22 protein-coding genes are annotated in these 23,451 nt (G+C 42.7%); 11 read left to right on the plus strand and 11 right to left on the minus strand.

Annotation, left to right across the window (positions count from 1 at the left end):
• Nucleotides 1-98: 98 nt before the first annotated feature.
• The 3 genes from menC to D4N35_RS18055 form a co-directional block, all read right to left on the minus strand.
• Nucleotides 99-1,241, minus strand: coding sequence for an o-succinylbenzoate synthase (gene menC, locus D4N35_RS04805; protein ID WP_120070815.1), 1,143 nt, complete (start codon nucleotides 1,239-1,241; stop codon nucleotides 99-101).
• Nucleotides 1,222-2,376: a M20 peptidase aminoacylase family protein gene (locus D4N35_RS04810; RefSeq protein ID WP_120070818.1), complete on the minus strand. Its 1,155-nt coding sequence runs from the start codon at nucleotides 2,374-2,376 to the stop codon at nucleotides 1,222-1,224. The genes menC and D4N35_RS04810 overlap by 20 nt, the downstream gene beginning before the upstream one ends.
• 282 nt (nucleotides 2,377-2,658) lie before the next feature.
• Nucleotides 2,659-2,817, minus strand: coding sequence for a hypothetical protein (locus tag D4N35_RS18055; protein WP_164876287.1), 159 nt, complete (start codon nucleotides 2,815-2,817; stop codon nucleotides 2,659-2,661).
• A gap of 350 nt (nucleotides 2,818-3,167) precedes the next feature.
• Here D4N35_RS18055 and D4N35_RS04815 point away from each other — a divergent pair, with 350 nt between their 5' ends.
• Genes D4N35_RS04815 through D4N35_RS04825 form a run of 3 tightly spaced genes read left to right on the plus strand, consistent with a single transcriptional unit; the run spans nucleotide 3,168 to nucleotide 6,242 of the window.
• Nucleotides 3,168-4,376, plus strand: a complete 1,209-nt coding sequence (locus D4N35_RS04815; RefSeq protein ID WP_120070821.1) for an efflux RND transporter periplasmic adaptor subunit — start codon at nucleotides 3,168-3,170, stop codon at nucleotides 4,374-4,376.
• Nucleotides 4,360-5,040: an ABC transporter ATP-binding protein gene (locus tag D4N35_RS04820; RefSeq protein WP_208646268.1), complete on the plus strand. Its 681-nt coding sequence runs from the start codon at nucleotides 4,360-4,362 to the stop codon at nucleotides 5,038-5,040. Before D4N35_RS04815 ends, D4N35_RS04820 begins: the two co-directional genes overlap by 17 nt.
• Nucleotides 5,037-6,242 carry an ABC transporter permease gene (locus D4N35_RS04825; protein WP_120070823.1) on the plus strand — a complete coding sequence of 402 codons (1,206 nt, stop codon included), beginning with the start codon at nucleotides 5,037-5,039 and terminating at the stop codon, nucleotides 6,240-6,242. The genes D4N35_RS04820 and D4N35_RS04825 overlap by 4 nt, the downstream gene beginning before the upstream one ends.
• A gap of 70 nt (nucleotides 6,243-6,312) precedes the next feature.
• Here D4N35_RS04825 and D4N35_RS04830 read toward each other — a convergent pair whose 3' ends face one another.
• Entirely contained in the window at nucleotides 6,313-7,371 is a 1,059-nt protein-coding gene (locus D4N35_RS04830) for a C45 family autoproteolytic acyltransferase/hydrolase (protein WP_120070826.1), read from the minus strand.
• A 351-nt stretch (nucleotides 7,372-7,722) separates the two neighbouring features.
• On the opposite strand from D4N35_RS04830, the gene D4N35_RS04835 reads away from it, so the two are divergent.
• From D4N35_RS04835 to eutH, 4 genes are all read left to right on the plus strand, one after another.
• The gene (locus D4N35_RS04835; protein ID WP_235870290.1) at nucleotides 7,723-8,142 is read left to right on the plus strand and encodes a DUF1801 domain-containing protein; all 420 of its coding nucleotides are present in this window, start codon (nucleotides 7,723-7,725) and stop codon (nucleotides 8,140-8,142) included.
• A 163-nt stretch (nucleotides 8,143-8,305) separates the two neighbouring features.
• On the plus strand, nucleotides 8,306-9,763 hold the full coding sequence (locus D4N35_RS04840) for a sensor histidine kinase (protein WP_120070832.1): 1,458 nt from the start codon (nucleotides 8,306-8,308) through the stop codon (nucleotides 9,761-9,763).
• Complete coding sequence (locus D4N35_RS04845; RefSeq protein WP_208646269.1) at nucleotides 9,729-10,115, plus strand: response regulator; 387 nt, start codon at nucleotides 9,729-9,731, stop codon at nucleotides 10,113-10,115. Before D4N35_RS04840 ends, D4N35_RS04845 begins: the two co-directional genes overlap by 35 nt.
• A gap of 196 nt (nucleotides 10,116-10,311) precedes the next feature.
• Nucleotides 10,312-11,574 (plus strand): ethanolamine utilization protein EutH, encoded by a 1,263-nt coding sequence (gene eutH, locus D4N35_RS04850; RefSeq protein ID WP_120070835.1) that lies wholly within the window; start codon nucleotides 10,312-10,314, stop codon nucleotides 11,572-11,574.
• A gap of 236 nt (nucleotides 11,575-11,810) precedes the next feature.
• Here eutH and D4N35_RS04855 read toward each other — a convergent pair whose 3' ends face one another.
• From D4N35_RS04855 to D4N35_RS04870, 4 genes are all read right to left on the minus strand, one after another.
• The gene (locus D4N35_RS04855) at nucleotides 11,811-12,578 is read right to left on the minus strand and encodes an SDR family NAD(P)-dependent oxidoreductase (protein ID WP_120070839.1); all 768 of its coding nucleotides are present in this window, start codon (nucleotides 12,576-12,578) and stop codon (nucleotides 11,811-11,813) included.
• Between the two features lie 23 nt (nucleotides 12,579-12,601).
• Nucleotides 12,602-14,005, minus strand: coding sequence for a glutamine synthetase family protein (locus D4N35_RS04860; protein WP_120070843.1), 1,404 nt, complete (start codon nucleotides 14,003-14,005; stop codon nucleotides 12,602-12,604).
• Between the two features lie 29 nt (nucleotides 14,006-14,034).
• A complete protein-coding gene (locus D4N35_RS04865) occupies nucleotides 14,035-15,468 on the minus strand; it encodes an NAD-dependent succinate-semialdehyde dehydrogenase (RefSeq protein WP_328591059.1) in 1,434 nt (477 codons plus the stop codon).
• A gap of 87 nt (nucleotides 15,469-15,555) precedes the next feature.
• Nucleotides 15,556-16,137: an ANTAR domain-containing response regulator gene (locus tag D4N35_RS04870; protein ID WP_120070851.1), complete on the minus strand. Its 582-nt coding sequence runs from the start codon at nucleotides 16,135-16,137 to the stop codon at nucleotides 15,556-15,558.
• A 231-nt stretch (nucleotides 16,138-16,368) separates the two neighbouring features.
• Between D4N35_RS04870 and D4N35_RS04875 the strand changes: the two genes are divergently transcribed.
• Nucleotides 16,369-17,436 (plus strand): M20 family metallopeptidase, encoded by a 1,068-nt coding sequence (locus D4N35_RS04875; RefSeq protein ID WP_120070854.1) that lies wholly within the window; start codon nucleotides 16,369-16,371, stop codon nucleotides 17,434-17,436.
• Between the two features lie 107 nt (nucleotides 17,437-17,543).
• Here D4N35_RS04875 and D4N35_RS04880 read toward each other — a convergent pair whose 3' ends face one another.
• From D4N35_RS04880 to D4N35_RS04890, 3 genes are all read right to left on the minus strand, one after another.
• Nucleotides 17,544-18,278: a type 1 glutamine amidotransferase gene (locus tag D4N35_RS04880; protein ID WP_164876288.1), complete on the minus strand. Its 735-nt coding sequence runs from the start codon at nucleotides 18,276-18,278 to the stop codon at nucleotides 17,544-17,546.
• A 527-nt stretch (nucleotides 18,279-18,805) separates the two neighbouring features.
• Nucleotides 18,806-20,074: a threonine ammonia-lyase IlvA gene (gene ilvA / locus D4N35_RS04885; protein ID WP_120070860.1), complete on the minus strand. Its 1,269-nt coding sequence runs from the start codon at nucleotides 20,072-20,074 to the stop codon at nucleotides 18,806-18,808.
• A 99-nt stretch (nucleotides 20,075-20,173) separates the two neighbouring features.
• Entirely contained in the window at nucleotides 20,174-20,833 is a 660-nt protein-coding gene (locus D4N35_RS04890; protein ID WP_120070863.1) for an SIMPL domain-containing protein, read from the minus strand.
• Nucleotides 20,834-20,983: 150 nt separating this feature from the next.
• Here D4N35_RS04890 and D4N35_RS04895 point away from each other — a divergent pair, with 150 nt between their 5' ends.
• The 3 genes from D4N35_RS04895 to D4N35_RS04905 all read left to right on the plus strand — a co-directional run bounded on the left by D4N35_RS04895 (nucleotide 20,984) and on the right by D4N35_RS04905 (nucleotide 23,450).
• On the plus strand, nucleotides 20,984-21,736 hold the full coding sequence (locus D4N35_RS04895; protein WP_164876289.1) for a MerR family transcriptional regulator: 753 nt from the start codon (nucleotides 20,984-20,986) through the stop codon (nucleotides 21,734-21,736).
• Entirely contained in the window at nucleotides 21,729-22,358 is a 630-nt protein-coding gene (locus tag D4N35_RS04900) for a hypothetical protein (protein ID WP_120070869.1), read from the plus strand. The genes D4N35_RS04895 and D4N35_RS04900 overlap by 8 nt, the downstream gene beginning before the upstream one ends.
• A 183-nt stretch (nucleotides 22,359-22,541) precedes the next feature.
• A complete protein-coding gene (locus D4N35_RS04905) occupies nucleotides 22,542-23,450 on the plus strand; it encodes a DUF7847 domain-containing protein (RefSeq protein ID WP_120070873.1) in 909 nt (302 codons plus the stop codon).
• Nucleotide 23,451: the final 1 nt, after the last annotated feature.

Raw genomic sequence — 23,451 nt, forward strand, 5'->3', positions numbered from 1 at the left:
GGCGTTTGTCGGCGGCCAGCGCTTGTCGCCCCTAAACAGCCGTCTTCCGCATTTCCGTTTGTACGTTGCTAAACGGGCGCTTGCGCTTTTCTTATAAGCTATGGCATCGGATGCGGCGTCACCGCCGTAGTAATGCTCTCTTTTTCAACCGTCAGCTGTTCAAGCTTTTCACGATTGACGTCAAATCCGATCCCCGGACCTGTCTGTACCTGAATGATTCCATGATCCATTGTCACTTCGGGCTCGATGATATCCTCATCCCAATAGTGGGAAGACGGTGCCGTATCCCCTGGTATTGTAAAGTTGGAAAGGGAAGTCAAGGCAATATTGTGAGCTCGCCCGATTCCCGTTTCCAGCATTCCGCCGCACCAGACAGGCACACCGTTATCCCTGCACAGGTCGTGGATTCGGATGGATTCTCCCAAACCTCCGACGCGGCCGATTTTTATATTGATAATCCGGCAGCTACCCAGCTGTAATGCTTTTCTGGCATCTTCGAGAGAATGGATGCTTTCATCAAGACAAACCGGTGTCTGGATTTCTTTTTGCAAAGTGGCATGGTCGATAATATCGTCATGGGCAAGCGGCTGCTCGATCATCATCAGGTTATACTGATCAAGCTGTTTCAGCTGGTCCACATCGTTCAATGTATAGGCGGAATTTGCGTCAGCCATCAATGGAATATCCGGAAATGCCTTCCTTACTGCATCAATATAATCCAAATCTGCCCCGGGAGCAATTTTAACCTTTAATTTCCGAAAACCTTCCTCCACATATTCGCCGACCTTCTCGACAAGCTTCTCAGGAGTTGCTTGAATCCCGATGCTTTTTCCTACTTCTATTTCCGTTTTCGTACCGTCGATCAATTCGGACAGCGGTACATTGTTTTTCTTTGCAAACACATCCCAAACCGCTGTTTCAATCGCGGATTTGGCAATCTGGTTTCGCCTTACAAACGTAAGCATGTCATGGACATCCAGCGGATGTTCAATTGTTTTATGAATGATTCTTGAAATGAGAAAATCCTTTAACATATAGACCGCTGTGTGTGTGGTTTCCTCGTTATAATAAGGTTCGTCGCTTGTTGTCGTCTCTCCCCATCCTGAGATGCCTGATTCGTCGATCGCCTCCACAAGGCATACATGTTTCTCCTGAAATGTGCCGAAACTCGTTGTAAATGGTGCAATCAGCTTCATCTTTACCGTGTGAAGGACCACTTCTTTAATTTGAACTGGTTTCAATGCTTGTTCTCTCCTTTTTTGCCAACACTTGTACAATCTCTGTAATAATATCAATCCCATTGAATAGGGCTTCACGGTTGAAAGTCATATGCGGATGGTGAAGTCCCGGTTTCAAGTCGCATCCGAGTCCGATCATCGTCGCTTTCAGTTCTGGCTTTTTAATCGTGTAAAAATGGAAATCATCTCCGCCCGGTGTCATAAGCGGATCCATTGTATGATCAGGGCCTAAAACGTTGGAAATGGCCTGTCTGGAGATTACTTCTGCCTCCGGGGCCACTTCCGCTGCGGGAATTCCGTAATCATCTGTAATTTTTATTTTGGATTGAAAAAGTTGTTCGGTTGCCTCTAAAGTCTCATATACTTTTTCTTTCAGCATCTTCATATGCTGGTTTGTCTGCGCCCTTAGATCAAAAGCCAATGATGCCTGGCCCGGGATAATATTGGTGCTTTTTCCTCCAGCGTGGAACTTTGTGACTTTTACAGAATACGGAACGGTCGGATCCAAGTGGATGGCGTTGATTGCATTCACAATATGGGTTCCGACATCAATCGCATTGCTTGTCAAGTGCGGTCTGGCACCGTGGGCGTCATCCCCGATGATGTCGCATTCGATTGACGTGGCAGCCCCGTGGATAATCGCCGGGGTCGCATATCCGTCCGGAGCCTCCTGAACGGGGCGCAAATGGATGCCGAATAAATAATCGACGTCATCGACAGCGCCTTTTTCAACCATTCTAAGTGCTCCGTCACCGACCTCTTCCGCCGGTTGGAAAATAAAACGGACGGTCACCCGATCCTTGATGGAAGGGTCTTTCGCCAGCTTCCACAATGCGCCGAGCACCATCGTCATGTGGGCATCGTGGCCGCATGAATGATTGGCCTGAAATTTTCCGTCCACTTCCTGCCACAGCGCATCCATGTCGGCGCGGATCGCTACAACCGGATTGCCTTTAATTCCGCCAAAGTCAGCGATTACTCCCGTGCAATCACTGAATGTCCGCACTTTGCAGCCTGCTTTTTCAAGCTGCTCCTTAATAAACTCGTTTGTGTTTACCTCCTCCCAGCTGAGCTCCGGATGAGCGTGAAGATGATCAAACGTATCGTAAACTTGTTGCTTAAAATGTTCGTCCTGCATGCCTGATGATATCCTTTCCCGAAAAAAGTATTGGTTTTGAGAAACAGTAAGTAATCACCGTTACAAAAAAAGCGCACTTTTTTACCCTGTGCTGAATTATATGAAATATGGTATATAAAAGTCGCCCTGATTGAGTGTCTCTTGGTGAAAAAGGCGTATAACTATTTCGCAAATTGTCCCTACTGTAAATTATAGGCTTCAGGAAAAGGGGAATCAACCGGTTGCATTTAAGGCGGGAGGCGTGGTCATTCGATTATTATAAAAGAAAGGATCAAATGGGAATTAACAAAGCTTTTGACGATTCCTTATATTGAGCGCTTGGGCGAGTACGATGACATCTTCCATGATATCCGCCCTTTTATTGTTTGGAGAGCGTTCATAGTCGTCGAGCAGACGGCGCATCTCTCTAATGAATAGCAGATTTTCCTCTTTAATGGACATAAGGGGGCCCCCTGATTGAACTGAGTTTGTGAAAAAAGTCATGGCACGAGATACATATCCCCAGGTTCCCTCATCATTTCCTCTTAAACATATATTCTTTTTTTAACCCATATTTCAGTTTTTAAACATTTTGTAATATTATTGTTATATGGTTTTAATATTTCATTTTGTGTAGTGTCTTTCTTATTTTGCATCGTCTAATAGGATGGAGGGGATTTTTATCGATAGATTAAAAGCTTTTGAATCTTTTTGATGTGTTAAAACGTTATTATTATTGTCGTTATTTGCGAAATTCCCTGAGGATATATAAATAGAGGGAATGACGCCACTATTTACTAGGGGGATATAGTGTGAAGAAGAAAGCCTGGATATGGACAGGATCAATTGTCGGGGTGTTAGTATTGGCGCTTGTGGTCACGTTGGTGATCAGGGCGCAGGCAGGAAAAATGGCAGGAGCCGATGTTGAAGAGCCGGTGACTGTTCAAAAAGTGTCGGAACAGGAACTGAGCGAAACCATTTTGGTGACCGGAAAGATTGTTCCGGAAGATGAGCAAAAAGTATTTTTGGAGCCGGACAAAGGAGAGGTAACGGAATTTAAGGTAAAGGAAAATCAGAAAGTGAAGGCCGGAGACCCTTTGTTTGTCTATGATTCTTCCAAATTGCAGTCAGAATATAATAAAGCTGTAAGAGAAAGGGATTTGGTGAAAAAACGCTCGCAAACAGAAATTAACCAGATCGCTGAATTGAACAAGCGGATTGCAGACGCGAAAAAAGCTCCGGCTCCATCTGGAGATGGAGAAGAAGGCGAAGCGCCGGCGGGGGATGCAGACGCTCTGAAGAGTGAAAAGCTTGAAATGGAAATCCAACATGAAAGCACCAAATCAGAAATTGAATCCGCCCAGGAGCAGATCAATGATTTGAATGAACAGATCAAAGAGATGACTGTAAAGAGCAAGATTGATGGAATCGTTGTAAAGGTGGACCGAAATGCGGTAAGCACGGAAGGGGGAGCGTCAAGCCCTGCAGTACATATTATCTCAAGCCAGCCATTTAAGGTAATTGGTACAATGAGCGAGTTTGACGCGGTAAAAATAAAGGAGAAGCAAGCGGTGACCATTCGTCCAAAGGTGTATAAAGACAAGGAATGGAAAGGTGCCATCGAATCGGTTTCCCAATTTCCGAATGAAGAAGGCGGTGAAGAGGAATTCGCCGGCGGTGGAGGAGGCGGTGGCGTCACCATGTATCCATTCAAAGTCGCTATCACAGATGATACGTCTGAACTTCGCCAGGGCTTCCATGTTTCATTGGAAATCAAGATTGACGGGGACGGAAAAAAATTGGCCATCCCACATGCTGCTATTCTGGAAGAGGGCGACACCAATACCGTTTTTGTATTGAAGGACGGAATATTGGAAAGCCGTGAAATTGAAACGGGTGCATCGAATGACGAATTCATCGAAGTCAAAAATGGCCTGGAAAAGGATGAGCTTGTTGTCATCGCTCCTCATGAAGGCATGCATGATGGAATGGAAGTGACCACCTTTGATGAAATTGAGTGAGATAACAAAAGTTTATGGAAACGGGTCGCTTCAGGTTCCGGTGCTGCACGGCATTGATTTGGCCGTTGAAGACGGTGAGTTTATCGCGATCATGGGACCGTCGGGATCCGGAAAATCAACGCTGATGAATATTATCGGCTTTTTGGATTATCCGACAACTGGGACGTTTGAACTGAATGGAGAAAATATCAGTTCGGCGAAAGAGAAGCAGCTGGCAAAGCTGCGTAATGAACATATCGGATTTGTGTTCCAGCAATTCTTTTTGCTGCCGAGGCTGAATGCGCAGAAAAATGTGGAAGCCCCGTTGATATATGCGGGTGTTCCAAAACGGGAGAGGATGGAAAGGGCCAAGCAGATGCTGGAAAAAGTGGGTTTGGGAGACCGCGTGAAGCATTTGCCCAACCAGCTCTCGGGAGGCCAGAAGCAAAGGGTTGCGATTGCGCGCGCCCTTGTGAACAATCCGACACTCATTTTGGCGGACGAGCCGACAGGGGCCCTCGATTCCAAAACGAGTGCCCAGATCATGGACCTGCTCGTCCAGCTGAACAAAGAAGGGAAAACCGTCATCATCGTTACCCACGAAGAGGAAATCGCCGCATATACTGATAGAATCATCACCTTAAAAGATGGAAAGATCATTGACGACCGGAGGACAAGTCTATGAATATGTGGGAAAGCTTTAAAATTGCACTGTCCTCCATTTGGAACCATAAAATCCGGTCGGTTTTGACTATGCTTGGAATCATTATCGGAGTGGCGGCGGTCATTGTCATTGTGGCGATAGGACAAGGTGCGAAAAAAGAAATGATGGATGGATTGTTCAGCACGGATAAAAATGTGGTCGAAATTTATTACGAACCGCCACAGTCAGAAGATGAAGGAGACATGTTCTGGGAATTGCCCGAACTTTCTTCAACGGACGTGGAATTCCTATCAGAGGTTGAAGGGGTGAAAGCCGTCCTTGCGACTAATCAGGGGTTTGGAACCGTCATGATTAATGATAAGCAAGGTGAGATGGACATCACCGGTGTAGGCGGGGAATATTTTACTGCTCAAAACATTCAAACGGTGGAAGGCCGTCCGTTGAATGACAGCGATATAGACGGTTTAAACCGTGTTGTTATGATTGATACGGTTGCAAGGGATAAATTTTTCAAAGGGTCGAGTGATCCAGTTGGGGAAATTATCGAGTTGGATGGAAATCCTTATAAAATTGTGGGAGTCTATGAATCTCCGATTCCTGAGCAGTTCCGCTGGTCTGAAAACGGCGAGATGGTCATGCCAAGATCCGTCGTTTCCATGATGTTCGGCAACAGCGAAGTTGAAAACCTGGCCATAATTGCAGATGACCCGGAGCGGATCTCTGAAATCGGGATGCAAGCGGCAGACGCTTTGACAGAACACAAGAAACTTGAAGACGGAATGTATACCATTAATGACTTTTCGGAAATTGAAGAAGAGATCAATACAGTGATCACGACAATGACGCTGTTTATCGGAAGCATCGCGGCTATTTCCCTCTTGGTCGGCGGGATCGGGGTCATGAATATCATGCTCGTATCTGTCACAGAGCGGACGAGGGAAATCGGCCTCCGCAAAGCTCTTGGGGCTACAAGAGGAAAAATCCTCCTTCAGTTCCTCATTGAATCGATCACGCTGACTTCATTGGGCGGGTTGATTGGGATCGGCCTGGCAGCGATAGGGGCTTTACTCGTTACGGTGTTATCGCCGATCACAGCAGTCATCAGTCCAGTGGTTGTGCTGATTGGCGTCGGCTTCTCGGCATTTATCGGTATTATCTTTGGAATTCTTCCCGCAAATAAAGCGTCCAAGCTGAGCCCGATTGATGCACTGAGGTATGAATAGAGACGAGCGGTCTTCATATAAACGAGAGAATCGGTTAATAGTTGAAGCAAAGCACCCGTGTTCGGGTGCTTTACCTTTTAAACCAGTCTGCGTTTTCATCCATATGTACGAACGGGATATCCGTATCTACTGCACCTGTAATTCGTTTCGCCCCAATATCCTCGCCTGCCAGCCATTTTCCGAAATCAAACTCCGCCGGTTCCTGATTCCCGCCCAACGCCATCCATGTTTTCATTTCTTTTGGAAAGTATGCAGACGTATGGATTGTGCCTGCCCAGCTGCTGTATAGGCCTGAAAAAACTCCTTTGTCCTTATCGTTAAACAGGCGGAAAGCTTCGTATGCGTCAGAAGCGGGATTTTTTCGAATCGCTTCAAGCCTGCGCTCGGAATCCGCAAGATGATGCCGGTTTTCGTGCTTCAACTTTTCAAAGTGGTTCGTGCAGGCGTTTGACTGCCTTACGGTGATTTCCCTTGGCGCCGCCTCCACAATTTGGGTCTCGCCGCTTCGGTCGTACACGATATAGCTGAACGAATGCCTGTGCGGAATTTCTTTTAATAAGGAAACGGCTTCCTGCACATTTGTGCAAGTCTCCAAAACAAGCCTTCCGATCATTCCGCAAATAAAACCGTCCTTGGGATTCTTCCGGTTCATGAAATTGTAGCCCATAGCAAGCCCCTTTTCATTCAGTCCATCGGAGCGCCCGGTAATTCTTTGGCTTGGCCCCACAGTCGCATGACCATCTCCCGCCGGCTGAAAAAATACATACCGCCCTTCATACGTCTTCGGATGATAATCGTAATTGCGGACCAAATAGCCTTCACCCGTTAAAATTGAGCATCCAGACCGCGGAATCTCCAGCCGGTATCCGCCAAATTCAGTCAGAGCACGTTCGAGTGGCCATTCCAGCGCCTCCTGCAGCCCGAGAATCTCTTCCCAAATCCCCGGAGCAATCGGTGTGATGGCCGTTTTCACTTCCTTGGGGTCAATGGCGAACCGTGGCCTGCGTACTTTCCACTGATTCTTCCGATTTTTTATTGTTAGTGAATCTTTTAACAGTTGTCCCTGCATAAAGCCGAAATCGAAATGGGAACCGCGGAATTGAATAATATCGGTGTAGATCTTTTTCATCATGTGTCCCCTGCTTTCTGTTAAGGTCTTAAGTCTTGCCAAAAAATATATCGAGGATTAGCTTGTTTGTCTTTGCTTAAAAAATAGGAATGGCACCTCTTTTTTGTGGAATGTAAAGGTTAACCAAACCAATTCCAAAAAAGAAGATGCCGTACAAAAATGATAACCTTTTATTCCGGTATAGTATTTTATGGTTGTTTAGGGCTTGGATTTCAAAGTATCTCTAATTGTAGCAGGCTGATGCTCTCCTCTCCATTAATTGGATTCAAACCATTTGAAATTTCGAATTTATGAAGGGATTTGCGCATTATTGTCAAAATATTATTATAAATCTCGATGGAAGATGAAAGGGTGAGAAAGCTGCCAAACAAAAACAAAAGGTTATCTGGTCCTCAACAGGTTGCAGAATTTATGAACAACCTCGAACATCCACTTAAAGAGGAAATCACAGAAGTTAGAAAAATCATTTTAGGAACAAACAGCAAAATTACAGAAAAAATTAAATGGAATGCACCCAGTTTCTGTGTAGATGGCCATGATCGGATAACGTTTAACCTTAATGGAAAAGGATTTTTTCGACTTATTTTTCATTGTGGGGCAAAGGTTAAAGATAACGCGACCAATAAACCTTTGTTTGTAGATAATAGCGAGATATTGGAGTGGGTAACTGACGACAGAGCCATAGTGAAATTCACTAATATGAATGATGTGAGGGCCAAGGAAAATGACCTTCGAGAAGTGATAGATAAGTGGATTCACGCTACGATTTGACCGGGCTGTCCATTGTCAGATGTAACTTGACAATGGACATGGCTTCTTTTGCATCCCAAAGGGGATAAGTTAATGACTAAATAACTCAATAAACAGAATCTTGACAAAAATAAAAGAAAGCTATAACATTAAAACATATTAGTGCTTAAGGTAGGGGGCTGAATTGGTACATACAAAATCAGCAAGAGAAATCTGTCGTACGTACACGCAACTCAATGATGAAGATATTGATGAAATAGAAAAGATAGAAAGCAACCTACAGCTAATTGCGGATTTGAATCAAGCCAATATTTTTATAGACTGTCCGACCCGGGAACTAAAACATGCAATCGTTGTTGCAGAAGCGGTTCCGTCTAATGGGAATTCGTTGTACGACCGGCCTGTTACAGGAGAATTTGCCTATGAAGCCTTTGAGCCTGCTGTCTTTTTCACGCTGCGAACAGGGAAGCAGATGATCCTTAACAGGGCACTTACACAAGAAGGTAAAATGGTGAAACAGAGCGTAGTTCCGATTAATGGGAAAGGCGGAAAAATAATTGGATCATTAATTATGGAAAAAGATATCACTGAACAGGTTGAAGAAGAAGATAAAATGAAAGCGTTATCCAAGGCTACAGCTACCCTCGGTGATATCATGATCAGAATGACTCAAAATGATCCGATTGTTCCTGAAATCATAGAAGAAGCGCTGTTTTATATTGATGAAAATGATGATATCGTTTATGTGAATCCATCAGCAATGAACCTTATTTATGAAATATATGGCAGTAAATGTAAAGTGGGCACGCCGATTACTGAATATCTACCTTTTGTTGAAGATCTTCTGTCTCTGCCAGAGGCGTTATTAATGAGGGAGATTCAGATAAAAAGCCGTTTTTTTCAATTAAAGAAGATATCCCTGAACCATAATAATAATGCATCCGGAACATTTATTATTCTGCATGATCTTACAGAGCTTAAAGAAAAAGAACGGCAGCTTGTTGTAAAGTCAGTGGCTATCCGTGAGATTCATCACAGGGTAAAAAATAACTTACAAACAGTCGCCAGTCTTTTGCGGTTACAAATGAGAAATGGGGTCCCGGAAGAAAGCAAGCCACACTTCCAGAAAAGTTTAAATCGGATATTAAGCATAGCGGCCGTATATGAGTTGATTCTTTCCGGCTCAAGCGCTGACGATGTTAATGTGTTGAATTTGGTGGAAAAGATTGCCCGTATGATTGTTCACAACGATCACCAGACGGACATAACCTTACAAATTAATTATGAAAAATCCAATTTACAACTTCCTTCCCATAAAGCTGTTTCAATTGCTTTGATCATTAATGAATTAATTCAAAATTGTGTTAAACATGCCTTCAAAGACAATATTCAAGGACGAATCCAGGTCGATTTTGAAAAGAGTGATAACAAAATAGAAATGAAAGTTATTGACAATGGAATCGGCTATCCAGAAGATACTAGTACATCTTTTGGCCTGGACATTGTAAAGATGATGGTCGAATACGATTTGGAGGGTGAGTTTTCCATTCAGCGTAAGCAGCCGGGAACAGTAGCAACGGTCATATTTCAATCGAAGGAGAACCATCATGTTGAACAAGCGCATTATGGTAGTGGAGGATGAATCCATTGTTCGACTGGATATCGTTGAAATGCTCGAAGACGAAGGATGGGATGTTGTAGCTGCGATAAATAACGGGGAAAAGGCTATAGAACTTGCGGAAGCTTTGGAGCCCGATCTCATTATAATGGATATAAAAATGCCTAAACTGGACGGGATCAAAGCAAGTGAAATCATTTCAAAAAAATTAGATGTTCCTATTTTGTTATTAACGGCATATACACAGGATGAAGTAATAAAAAGCAGAAAGATCGAGTCTATTTCAGGATATTTGGTGAAACCCATATCTGAAAACAATTTGATACCAGCAGTGAAAAATATATTATTTTCATCTCAGTACAGAAACCGAAAATAGATTTCTAATCTTCTAATCGAAAGTCTATTGTTCCTATGAAAAGTTAATAAGTTTAAGCAAAGGTGCTTATCCGTATTTATAAAATTGTATAAAACGGATAGGCACCTTTTTGTTTGAATTTTATGGTTCTACAACTTTAGTGGAAATCTAATCATTTCGGTTGATATAGATATAAAATTTAAACGGAGGGATACCATTGGAGCTCGTCGGAAATATAGTTGTCTATATTATAATGATTTGTGCAGTTTTGGGTGCGTTTGCAGCAATGAAAGATGCCCATAAAGGACTTGGCAAGGAGTTTATGGAAGGCATATATACGGTTGGCCCTATTTTTGCAAACTCAGCAGGGATCATGGCATCCATTCCATACTTGTCCAAGTTTATAACCAACGTTTTTGGCCCCTTTTTTGACAAACTGGGAGCAGATGCAGCCATTGCTGCTACTTCTATCCTTGCAACGGATATGGGAGGATATCAGTTGGCCAATGTTCTAAAATCCTCCTATGAAGGGTGGATTATGGCTATGATTGTTGGCTATATGGCTGGTGCTACCATTGTGTTTTCGATTCCACTGGGTTTGCCTATGCTTGATAAAAGAGACCACAAATATATGGCGCTTGGCATTATGTCAGGCCTGTTGACCATTCCAATCGGAGCTTTTATCTCCAGCGTCATTATTGTTTTATCAAATGCAAAGATCCGCACAATCATTGATACGAGTGCAGATTCAACTTATGAGTTTACTCTGAGCTACCTATCAATCCTTGTTAATTTGCTGCCTCTTTTTATATTCGTAGTCATTATTGCATTGGGATTATATTTCTTCTCTGATTTAATGATCAAAGGTTTCATGATATTTGGAAAACTACTGGACATAAGCATTAAGATCGTTTTGGTGTTCTCTATTGTTGAAATCTTTACCGGCTTATTCTCTACGCTTTTTGGTTCATGGGGATTCGATCCTATTATGGCTGATGGCAAGGATAATTTTAGGGCATTGGAAAATGCGGGAAATATTGCGATTATGCTCGCAGGTGCATTCCCAATGGTATACCTGATTCGTAAGTATTTATCAAAACCCCTTACAGCAATGGGAAGAAAGATTGGCCTTAGTGAAGCCGGCAGCGCGGGAATGCTAGCCACTGTAGCCAATATATTGGCTATGTTCAAGCTTGTTCGTGATATGCCTCCAAAAGACAAGGTTATAAATATATCTTTTGGGGTATCGGCAGCATTTTTACTGGGAGATCATCTTTCCTATACTGCCAACTTTCAACCTAGTCTTATTCCTGCGGTATTAATAGGAAAAATTTGTGCGGGGGCTTTAGGAGTTGTTTTTGCTTATTGGATTTGTGTTCCTAAGGCTCTTGAATTGGAGAAGATGGATAGGGAAGCAGGTATCATTGGAAAACAAGAGTACATCTATGATGAAAAGCATCAAACATCGACAACAGCATAATCTTTTTCTAAGGTGTTTGCCCGGAAGGATTTATATCTTCCGGGTTTTAATTGTGTTTATGCGAAACGGGGAGGCATAAACCAAGGGGGCCGGAAGCAGATATTGCCAGTTCCATAATCATATAAAGCCCTGGGAAACTTCATTGGAAGTTTTCCAGGGCTTTGTAGTCTTTATGAAAGTCTCCAATACAGTGAACAACTCGATGGTTAATATTAAATCTTTGCACTGCTGTATTTTTAAAAATAATTTGATGTAATTCCGCCATCAACATTTATTAATGCGCCGTTCGTCCAGTCAGATTCATCTGAAGCGAGATACAAAGCACAATTAACAATATCTTGCGGCTTTCCAAACCGTCCCGATGGCTGACGGTCCAAGCGAACGCGTTTTGCTTCTACATCTGTAACAAGCCATTCCATTAATAGCGGCGTTTCAATCGGCCCCGGACAAATGGCGTTTGTACGTATTCCTTTTGGTCTGAATTGGATGGCAAGAGATTTTGTGAGTGAACATACAGCTCCTTTGGAAGCAGTATAGGCATCCTGAGGTACCGAACAGCCCATAAAAGCAACAAATGAAGCGATATTGATGATGGAACCCGATTGATTTTTCTCCATTTCGGGGATAACATACTTTGTCATGAAAAAGATGCCTTTTACGTTTACATTCATTACCAGGTCCCAAACTTCTTCCGATGTATCTACTACTGAGTGGTCCTCGGCCGGCATTACACCGGCATTATTATATAGAACATCTATCTTTCCGTATTTATTGACCACTTCCAAGACAGCGGAGGCAACATTTTTTTCATTGGCAATGTTGCACTGAAAAAACTCTGCCTCTCCACCGTTTTCTCTTATTTCGTTTACTGTTTCAATGCCGGACTTTTCATTGAGTTCAAATACAGCAATTTTACCACCTTCTTTGGCGAACATTTGGGCAGCAACTTTACCCATGCCTCCACCTGCGCCTGTAATAATGCATACTTTATCTTTAAGTCTCATATTTTCACCTCGTGAATCAATTTTTAACATTGTTCAAAATATCTGGCACGTTCCCAATCCGAAACAAATCCATCAAGCGCCTGCTGCTCTACCGTAGCTGCATGCAGATAATGCTTGGCAACTCTATCTCCCAGTACATCGCTTACAACTCCGCTATTTTTCCAGCATATAATGGCTTCATGTAGAGAGGAGGGAATTCTTTTTACATTTGGATCGGCATATGCATTTCCTTTAAATTCCGCAGGGAGCTCAAGTTCCTGCTCGATTCCCAGAAGGCCTGCCCCGATGAGTGCGGAATATGCCAAATAAGGATTCATATCGGCCCCGGGTATTCTTGATTCAAATCGTAAGTGATCATTATTGCCGACCACCCGATAACCCGCTGATCGATTATCTTTACTCCATACGATATTTACAGGTGCCCAGCTGTTCGGGGCAAACCGCTTATATGAATTCACATTTGGAGCAAAAAACAAGGAGAAATCTCTGGTGTAAGACAGAACCCCGGCCATGAATTGCTGCATTGTTTTTGACATGGGGTTACCCGTATTTTCACCGGCAAAAAAAGCATTTTTGCCAGTATGGGCGTCTGTGAGACTCAAATGAATATGACCGCTTGAACCGGTCCACTCGTGATGGGGCTTGGCCATGAAGGAGACAGACCGTTCGTTTTGGATGCAAATCTCCTTCATGCCATGTTTGAAAAATAAATGTTGGTCCGCCGCATTTAAGGCGTCACTGTACTTTAAATTAATTTCATGCTGCCCGTAATAGGCTTCTCCTTTTGAAGATTCGATCGGTATACCGGCCATGTCCATGTATTGGCGGACCTTCTGGTAGAGAGGCTCATTTCTAGTGCCTTGCAAAAGGTTATAATCCTCATTCACATGCCCTGCCGTCTGAAGACCCCTATACTCCTTCTCATGGACAGTTTCATACGTTTCGCTAAATAAATAAAATTCCAGCTCACTTGCCATATATGGCCGGAAGCCCATTTGCTCCGCTTTTTCCAGTTGGCTTTTCAGTATATTTCTTGGAGCTACAGCCACAGGGGAGGTGCCATCCATTTCATAAACATCGCAGAAAATGGATGCTGTTTTTTCCAGCCAGGGGATAATCTTAAAAGTGTTCCAATCCGGCTTGGCGATCCAATCTCCATAACCGTCATTCCAATTCATTGATTCATAGCCCTCAGGGACATTCATCTCAAAATCTGTTCCCAACAAATAATTACAAAAATGAGTTCCCTCATCTAAGTCGTTGTCCAGACAGTATGCGCCGGTGACCCTTTTTCCCATGAACCTTCCTTGCATATCGCAAAAGCCAAGAATGACAGTGTCTATTTGTCCTTCTTTAATCATTTGGATTAATTTACTCTTAGTGTCGGTCGCTTTAACCTCACTGGAATTGGAAAGTAATTTTGCCATAGTATGAATCTCCTCCATAATAGATTGCCTTACTGCAAAGTTAATGAGATATATTTTAGTTCTACAAATTCATCCAATCCAAAATGGCCGCCTTCTCTTCCCATACCGCTCTCTTTCATTCCGCCAAACGGGGCTTGGGGTACGCTTAATTGTGTTCCGTTAACGCCAACCATCCCGTATTCCAGGCGTTCACTGATGCGATACACCCGGTTAATATCATTTGTAAAGAAATAGGCGGCTAGACCATAAGGTGACTTGTTGGAGAAATCAATGACTTCTTCCTCATCTTCAAAAGTCATGATGGGGGCAACAGGTCCAAATATTTCTTCCTGTATAAGGTCCATGTCTTCTGTGATATCTGTCAAAATTGTAGGTGAATAAAAATATCCGCCCAACTCAGTCTGTATTCGTTCACCTCCAGTCAGTACAGTAGCCCCTTTCTCCTTGGCATCTTTTACCAAGTCCTCCATTCTTTGAAGGGCAGCTTCATTTATTAGTGGTCCCATTTGAACACCTGCCTTTGTTCCTTCACCCACTTTTATCCGCTGAACCAGATATTTAATTTTATTGATCAGTTCCTCTTTTATATCTTTATGAGCCATGATTACGTTGATTCCATTGCACATTTGGCCGCAGTTTTCAAATTTATTCTCCACTATTTTTTCAGCTGCCACGTCCAGATTGGAATCAGGAAAAACAATAACAGGCGCATTTCCGCCGAGTTCGAGTGAGATTCTTTTCACTTGATCAGCCGCATTTTTCATTAATGTCTTCCCTACGTTCGTAGAACCCGTAAATGAAATTTTGCGTACACGCTTATCTTCAAATAGAGCATCGGATATTACAGAAGCCTTGCCTGTAACAAGGTTGGCGACGCCGGCCGGTATTTTCGTTGCCATTAGCTCATCAAACATAGCGATAGCGATTCTCGGTGTTTCACTAGCAGGCTTCACGATAATGGTGCAACCGGCAGCTAAAGCGGGGGCCACCTTTCTGGCGATCATCGCACCTGGAAAGTTCCATGGAGTAATCAACCCGCAAACACCCACTGGCTGTTTTATTACGGTAATCCGCTGATTTCGACTGGAAGGGGGGATGACTTCTCCGTATATCCTTTTTCCTTCCTCCGCATACCACTGAATAAATTGAGCACTGCCCTCTATTTCACCACGTGCCTCATTAATCGGCTTTCCCTGTTCTTCACTCATCAATAAGGCAAGTTCATCCCGTTTATTTAGTAAATTTTCAGCCCAATGAATTAAGTAAATTCCACGTTCGGATGGGGTCAACTTTGACCAGCTTACATAAGCCCTGGAAGCTGCCTCTATGGCAGCGGCTACTTCTTTTTTTCCTGAGATTGGTACATTTCCGATTACTTTCCCGTTTGCGGGGTTAATCACATTAATCATTTCATGAGTATATACCTTGTTTCCGCTAATCCAGTTGTAATCAAACATGGACATTCTCTCTCCTTCCACATCGTCTTTGGGCAAAAAATAAAAGGCGCTCCAATAACAGCGATAAACTGTTTGGTAAGCGCCTTTGCCCATTTATTTACTTGTTTTTAACTGATATTTCTTTAATACAGCAGCTGCGATGACTTCCAGCGGCTTTTGATTATTCATGCTCATCTTTCTAAGTAAAACGTATGCTTCGTCTTCCGATAAACTCTTAACTCTCATTAAACAGCCTTTCGCCCTTTCAATCAATTTTCGGGTCTTAAGCTTCTCCTGTATATCCTTTAGTTCATTTGTAATTTGCTTTCTAATATTTACTTGTGACAAGGCTATTTCCACTGCAGGAATCAAACTTGCCTCTGTAATAGGTTTTACAATATAACCCAGTACATGAGGCTGTTTTGCATCCTCAATCAAATCAGGCTGGCTATACGCTGTTAGAAAAATAACCGGCGTGCCGGTAGCCTTTCCGATAATCCGGCTTGCTTTGAGGCCATTGAGTTTTGGCATCATAATATCCATTACGATAAGGTCCGGTTTAACTTTATATGCCAATTCGATAGCAGATTCCCCATTCGAGGTGTCATATACTTCATACCCTGCAGACTCCAACATTTGCTTTACATCCAAGCGTATAATCGTTTCATCTTCAACTAGTAATATTCCGTTTTTCACTATGAACCACCTCATAGAAAGTTAGCAATGCTTCCAATAAAGAGGAGAAGCGATAATAATAAAAGGCGCCCTAAGAACTCCTTTCAACATTTTTGGAAAGTGTCTATAAGCGCCTTTGCTTGTTTTATGAACTTTTGTAATAATTCTACTAGAATAAAAAAAGCTTGTCAATTATTAATGTATAATTTAGAATATTTCACTAGCGATAAAATAAGAGAGGGGCATACATACATGGGCAATTTGATAAGTCTAATAAAGGATTTGATTCGAATCGACAGTTCCACAAAACAAGGAGCCAATGAGGCAATTGCATATTGTGAAAACTGGCTTCTCGCACGGGGGCTTACTGTAAATAAACTTAAAAATAACGGGTTTGATATATTGATATGTGAAGTGGGCAGCGGAGAAAAGACCTTAATTTTAAATGGACACGTAGATGTCGTAAGCGGAAAGGAAATTCAATTCCAACCATATGAGGCAGAGGGGAAATTATATGGCAGAGGATCGGCAGATATGAAGGCCGGTGTGGCGGCTATGATGTTTGCGATGGCTGATTTAAAGGATGAGGAATTAAACAGCAAAATACAATTACAGCTTGTGACAGATGAGGAAATAGGAGGGTATAATTGTACGAAATATTTAACGGAATCCGGCTATGTTGGGGAGTTTGTAATATGTGCTGAACCTACTAATCTGGGAATTGGCCTTCAGGCAAAAGGGGTTCTCCAATTGGACATACTTGTCAGGGGAAAATCGGCTCACGGCAGCCGGCCGTGGGAGGGAGAGAATGCTATTTTACGTTCCTATGAATTGTACAAAAATATTCTTAGCCTTCCTTTTGCAAAAGAATCCTCGGAATTTTTTAGATATCCGTCGATCAATTTGGCGAAAATTACGGGAGGGGAAGTGTATAACAAGGTGCCCGACGCGTGTGTTATGTCGCTTGATATTAGATTTCTCCCTTTTCAAAACAGACAGATGATTATCGATCAAATCCGAAGTATTGATAAATGTGAGGTTGAGGTTGTCTTATATGGAGACCCGGTCATGAATTCAGCTGATAATATACATATACAGAGCTTGGTATCACAAATAAGAGCTAACACAGATAAAGACAAGGTTGAAATTTTTGGGCAGCATGGATTCGCCGATACCAGGTATTTTTCCAAGTTCGGCATACCTGCCATTGAATTTGGCCCGGCAGGAAACTTCTGGCATGGTGATAACGAATATGTGGATTTGAAATCTGTTGAAACATATAAAGAAATTTTAATTGAATTCGCGAAATCTTTTAAATAAATGAGAAATACGCATTAATTCTCCTGCAAAAAATTTGAGGGCGGTGTTGCCGTCCTTGTCTGTTTACTCATATAAAGATTGTCCAAAATTGAACCACTGAATCAGGTCTAAAGGGGTTTGCTACTGCCGTATGCCCTTCGTTCCTGCACTAACTTTAACCATTCATATATTATTTGATGGCAGTACCTTTTGGAAGAGGAAAGTTCTACCTTTACCAAACCATCCATCTTTTCCATAAAATTTGAGTCCTGCTGCAGAATCCAATTTTTCTTCTCTTTTACCCAACTTTCCAAGATGGTCTTATTAACCTCAGGATGGAATTGGAAACCATAAATATAATCTCCAATTCTAAATGCCTGATTTTTACAGTTGCTACCTGTAGCGAGGCGAACTGCTTTTTCAGGCAATTCAAAGTAGTCCTCATGCCATTCCATAAAAGAAAATGTGTCTGGCAAGTTACGAAATAGTGGATCACTTTTCCCTTCCTCTGTTTTTCTTAACTTCATCATACCAAATTCAGGTTTTTCCATTTTGCGAACGGCTTTTTTATAGGCGCTGCAAATTAGTTGTGCTCCTAAACAAATGCCTAAAATGGGCTTGTTAGACCGATAAAAATTCAAGATGGCCGATTTAATTTCTGTTAAGAAAGGAAAGTCAGAATCATCGTAAGCCCCCATGCTTCCGCCCATTATGATTAATGCTTCATACTTATTTATTTCCTTTGGCAGTATTGTGTTTTCTTCCATTCGAAAAACTGTATAGTGCTCCCCAGCCATTTTAAGGGCAGTAGTTATTTCTCCTGCAGGAGCAAGGTCTTCTGGTTGGATAATCAATATGCTCATACTAATCCCCCCAATTCGACAGGTGAATATCATCTGAAAAATGGTTTTATTGAATATGAAGACTATGAAAAACGGTGGAAAGATTGTCGACAATCAACCATTTTTATATTCTATAAGGTATATTCAACAGAAAAGTTTGTAATCCTTTAAACTTATAATGTTGATACAATAGAAGCAGCATCGAAAGGTGTATTCCAATGGCCCAAAATTATAGAAGTTGAAATATATGGCGGAAATAAAGGGGGAGTCAGAGTGGTGGGTCATGAGCATTTTTTGGTTATAGATGTCCGGGCCGACGGAGATAAGCCAATCTAATTAAATTTGCTTTAAAGAAAAGCGCAAGGCGCCCGCCTATCGACGCAAAGCTAGACGTGTGCTGAAGAAGGCGTAGTTTGCCTTCAAAGGCGATTGGCTTAATCCTTGCGCCGATGACGCCTGTAGCTGGACCCCATCACATTCTATTAGAAGATACGGTTCAAATTTTAGCTTTTTTTAGCAGGAAAAAAACGCCCCCGGGGGCGTCCTCATCAAATCAACAAATGAAACAGCGTACTGTCTTTGTTCACTTCCGTATAGGAGATGTTTCTTTGTTTCATCCGCTCGATCAGGCCTGCGTAGTCCTCACGGCGTTTCAATTCGATGCCGACAAGGCCCGGGCCTCTTTCTTTGTTGTTTTTCTTCGTATATTCGAATGTGATGATATCGTCGTCAGGGCCAAGCACTTCATCCAGGAATTCCCGGAGTGCACCTGCGCGCTGCGGGAAGTTCACGATGAAATAATAGAGTAGCCCTTCGTAGATCAATGATTTTTCTTTGATTTCCTGCATTCTGCTTATATCATTGTTGCCGCCGCTGATGACGCACACAACCGTTTTTCCTTTGATTTGGTCTTTATAAAAGTCCAATGCCGCAATCGGAAGGGCGCCCGCAGGTTCCGCGATGATGGCATGCTGGTTATAGAGGTCCAGGATGGTTGTACATACTTTTCCTTCCGGAACAGACACAATATCATCGATATATTTCTTGCACAGTTCAAATGTCTTCTGGCCGACGCATTGGACAGCAGCTCCGTCTACAAATTTATCGATGTAAGGGAGCGTGGTCACGGAGTTGTTTTCCAAAGCCGCTTTCATGCTCAGCGCTCCGCTTGGTTCAACGCCGATCATTTTTGTGTGGGGGGACACATTTTTTATATAAGTGCTTAAGCCGGCCATCAATCCGCCGCCGCCGATGCTGCCGAAGACAAAATCGACTGGCTCGTGAATATCATTCATCATTTCGACCGCTACTGTTCCTTGTCCGGCAATGATGTCAAGGTCGTCAAATGGATGGATGAAGATGCGGCCTTCCTCTTCTGCGTATGCATTTGCCTGGGCGGAACTTTCATCGAAAGTATCGCCGGTCATAACGACTTCTATATAGTCGCGGCCAAACATTTTCACTTGGTTGATTTTTTGTTTAGGTGTTGTTTGCGGCATGAAGATCGTCCCTTGAATTCCAAGGTGGGCACATGCGTAGGCAACACCTTGAGCATGGTTTCCGGCACTGGCGCATACAACGCCTTTTTCCCTGGCTTCATGTTCAATTGTTTTTATCTTATAATAAGCACCACGCAGCTTAAAGGAGCGGACGTGCTGCAAATCCTCTCTTTTTACATACACCTGGCAATCATATTGCTCAGATAACCGGTCATTTTTCTGCAAAGGTGTATGTGCCACTACGTCTTTTAAAAATTGATACGCAATGAGAACATCTTCCAAATTCAAGGTTTTTGTCTTTTCCTCGGTTGTATTCATGGCGTCATCCTACCTCCGCTTTCGTATAAACATTTCTATATTATAGCATGAACATGCTGAAAATAATACAGGAGTTTTCGAAATATTTAGGGAAAGCGTTTACATAGAAGCATAGGTGAATTCTGCATGAACGCGGCTTATAATCGCAAGCGTCCCGGGATGAAAGGATGTCGACGCTTCGCTGACCGCAAATGTCTTTGTCTGATAAGGAATCATTTTACCATCGGTGATTTCGACAATCGACAGAGGCACTTTTGACAGCAGCACATTCAGCGTTTCAGCAATGGTTTCGGCTTTCCGGCGGGCATCCAGAACCGCAAGGGAGAGTGCCTGCCTGTAAAATTCCTCATAACGGGATGTTTCAAAGGTGACACCTGAAACAACGTTGGCCCCATTTCTCACGGCGGTATCGACAATGGCTCCCGCCCGGTTGATTTCTGCGACCTTAATTAAAAGCATATGCTCAACCCTGTAGTTTTTAAAAACCTGCCTGCCTTCCACATAATCATATTGGGGATGGATGGAGTAATCGGCAGTTTTGATTTCGTTTTCAGGAATGCCTGCAGTGGTTAAAGCCTTTTTAATATCGGAAATAGCTCTTGCGTTTTCCTCCTGCGCCTTGGCCAAGGCTGAATTTTCCGTGGAGACCCCCAATCGGATCTCCGCGATATCCGGTTCAATAGAAATTTTCCCCTCGCCGGCTACTTTAATGATTTTCGGCTTGCTTTTGGCCGTTCTGTATGGGGATTGGTAGTACATAGGAATCTCACCGCTTTCTGCCAGTTTCATTTATAATATTTTTATAATATTTATGAAAAAATCCGAGTAAAACAACTTTGTTTTAACATAACTTGAAGTTGACGCAGCGTCAACTTGTATACTGGTGTCAGAAACGAAATGAGGTGCACTATGATTACCATCAGCGAATTATCGAAAAAAGCTAATGTAACCCCAAGGACTTTACGATACTATGATTCAATCGGTCTTTTAAAGCCTTCCGGTGCGACGGAAGGCGGACACCGCACATATGAAAAAGAAGATATTTTTAAGCTCCAGCAGATCCAATTCCTGAAGAAAGTGGGATTTTCTTTAAAGGAAATCAAGCAGCTGATTGAAAATGATGACTTAGATCCTGTTGACCATATAAAAAATCAACTGAACCTCATCCGGTCGGAGCAGAAGATCCTCGAAAAAATGGAAAGGGATCTAGTGGGGCTTCTCCATAGCTATTCAATAGAGGGCCGGATCAATTGGGATCTCATTTTACAAATGCTCAAGCATCAGCAGAGCGGCCAAATGGAGATGAGAAAATGTTCAAAGCGCTGGCTTGGAGAAAAAGCGGAAGAAGTTGCGAAGAAACTTCCCAATATAAATGATGACAACAAAGAGACAAAGGAATGGATTGGTTTGTTAAAAGAAATTCAAAGCGTGATGGACCAGTCTCCGGATTCCGAAGAGGTTCAAACAATCGTTAAGAAGATTTGGATGAAATCCGAATCGCTTTACGGGGAAGATGAACAGCTTCAACACCAATTATGGGAAGTACGAAGGTCACCTGAAAAGTCCTTGAAGCTTGGCTGGTACCCTTTGGATGAAAACCTGCTGGAGTTTTTAGACAGGGCATTTGCGATTTATGAAAAAGGGAGAGATGGGCATGATTGATTTTATCCTCCAATATAAGTGGTTATTTCTCATCCTTGGAGAAATCATATTTTGGGTCAGTCTCTTGGGATTTTTTATCGTCAGATATGCGTTCGGCCTGGAAAAACTCAGCAAGTACTTCATTTTTATCTGGCTTTTCAGCGATGCCTGGCTTCTGGTGCTTGGCATCATGGACTATAGGAATACAGGAACTTTTGATACATTCCAAGTCATCATTGTCATATTCCTGCTGTATGCTTTAACGTTTGGAAGAAATGATATGCGGAAACTCGACCGCTGGATGAAAAGAAATATCCGGAAGTGGAAAGGCGAGCCGCCTATTGAAGAGGAAAAAGAGGAAAAATTGTACGGTTTGGCATATGCGGCCAAACAAGGGAAGGAATTCGCACTTCATGCGCTGATGTATGCAGTTGCGTTGGTGATCTTCAGCTTTTTCAGTGATTTTCAAAGCCCGGTTGAGGTTTTGGGAATGAACGATTTCGGGGATACTCTCGGAAACATCATTGAAAAAGGCTGGTTTGCGGATCCGATAATTGGAAAGATCACCGGCATTTGGATGCTCGTCCTGCTCATTGACGCAGTCATCACGTTATCGTATTTTATTTTTCCGAAAAAAGCATAGCCGAAAAAACGCTGGCTGTTGAAAAAACAGCCGGCGTTTTTGCATGTTTCTTTTCATTTTCCGCCTGTTGATTACATACATTGTGATGAAAAAATCCCAGAAATTATTATATAGTTCATACATTCCATAGGATCAATGTTAAAATAGTCGATATGAGAATTTTTGGGGGAGGGTAATTTTTGAATGGATGAGAAGTTTACTAGACCGAAAGGGTTTGGCCAGATTCTGGATCATACGTTCAGTTTAAGCAAAAGACACTTTAAGGACTTTTTTTTAATATTTCTTATTTTTATGGGTCCCGTTTATTTATTGCAGGCCCTGATCGAATTGGCGTCCGGCGTCAGCTTTTTCAGGGAAGTCGGTCCGGGCGAGACTTGGTTTGAACAGGTGATCATGAGTTTCGATGACACGGAGACCGTGAACCTGGGAGCCGACTTAGGCATTGCACTAGTGGGCCTCATTGCGATTTTTCTGGCTCCTGTTGCTACTGCCGCGGTCATGTTTGCGATTGACCATTTGAGAAAAGGTGAGGAGTATACAGTCGGCTCTGTTATTAAGCAGGCATTTTCACGCTACTGGCCAATGCTCGGAAGCACTATTTTGTTTGGATTGATTGCGTTCGGTTTATTTATTGTCCCGATTATCATCATAACGATTGCGGGCGTTGTCGGAGCGATTGTCCTGCCAATTGTCGGCATCATCCTGGCTATTTTGCTTTTTGTGGGATTTGCCATAGGAATCGGCCTCTTGCTGACCCGCTGGAGTTTTTATTTTGGTTCGGTCGTGTTTAAGGAGGAGACACCGGGATTTTCACGCAGCTGGAAATTGACGAAAGGCCGCACTTGGGTGCTGTTTGGGCTTTTTATCATTTTCTCTATGATTATTACAATGATCAGCGTAACATTGGAACTTTCCTTTATGATGGTTCTGGGAGACAGTGTGCTGCTTTCACTTATTGTCAACGTAGCAAGCCTCTTCACAACGATGATTTTTACCGTAGGATATGCCGTCATGTATTTTGACCTGAAGGTCAGGAATGATGCGGACGATTTGAAAGAAATGATTGGGGAATATAACACACCACAAATCTAGG

It is taken from the genome of Siminovitchia fortis, assembly GCF_003605365.2.
GTDB lineage: Bacteria > Bacillota > Bacilli > Bacillales > Bacillaceae_C > Siminovitchia > Siminovitchia fortis.

What these genes read in the sequence shown, in the direction of transcription:
- D4N35_RS04810 (WP_120070818.1), bottom strand. Translation starts at nt 2,376, where the DNA reads ATGCAGGACGAACATTTTAAGCAACAAGTTTACGATACGTTTGATCAT.
- D4N35_RS18055 (WP_164876287.1), bottom strand. Translation starts at nt 2,817, where the DNA reads ATGTCCATTAAAGAGGAAAATCTGCTATTCATTAGAGAGATGCGCCGT.
- D4N35_RS04825 (WP_120070823.1), top strand. Translation starts at nt 5,037, where the DNA reads ATGAATATGTGGGAAAGCTTTAAAATTGCACTGTCCTCCATTTGGAAC.
- D4N35_RS04830 (WP_120070826.1), bottom strand. Translation starts at nt 7,371, where the DNA reads ATGAAAAAGATCTACACCGATATTATTCAATTCCGCGGTTCCCATTTC.
- D4N35_RS04845 (WP_208646269.1), top strand. Translation starts at nt 9,729, where the DNA reads ATGTTGAACAAGCGCATTATGGTAGTGGAGGATGAATCCATTGTTCGA.
- D4N35_RS04855 (WP_120070839.1), bottom strand. Translation starts at nt 12,578, where the DNA reads ATGAGACTTAAAGATAAAGTATGCATTATTACAGGCGCAGGTGGAGGC.
- D4N35_RS04860 (WP_120070843.1), bottom strand. Translation starts at nt 14,005, where the DNA reads ATGGCAAAATTACTTTCCAATTCCAGTGAGGTTAAAGCGACCGACACT.
- D4N35_RS04865 (WP_328591059.1), bottom strand. Translation starts at nt 15,468, where the DNA reads ATGTCCATGTTTGATTACAACTGGATTAGCGGAAACAAGGTATATACT.
- D4N35_RS04875 (WP_120070854.1), top strand. Translation starts at nt 16,369, where the DNA reads ATGGGCAATTTGATAAGTCTAATAAAGGATTTGATTCGAATCGACAGT.
- D4N35_RS04880 (WP_164876288.1), bottom strand. Translation starts at nt 18,278, where the DNA reads ATGAGCATATTGATTATCCAACCAGAAGACCTTGCTCCTGCAGGAGAA.
- ilvA (WP_120070860.1), bottom strand. Translation starts at nt 20,074, where the DNA reads ATGAATACAACCGAGGAAAAGACAAAAACCTTGAATTTGGAAGATGTT.
- D4N35_RS04890 (WP_120070863.1), bottom strand. Translation starts at nt 20,833, where the DNA reads ATGTACTACCAATCCCCATACAGAACGGCCAAAAGCAAGCCGAAAATC.
- D4N35_RS04895 (WP_164876289.1), top strand. Translation starts at nt 20,984, where the DNA reads ATGATTACCATCAGCGAATTATCGAAAAAAGCTAATGTAACCCCAAGG.
- D4N35_RS04900 (WP_120070869.1), top strand. Translation starts at nt 21,729, where the DNA reads ATGATTGATTTTATCCTCCAATATAAGTGGTTATTTCTCATCCTTGGA.
- D4N35_RS04905 (WP_120070873.1), top strand. Translation starts at nt 22,542, where the DNA reads ATGGATGAGAAGTTTACTAGACCGAAAGGGTTTGGCCAGATTCTGGAT.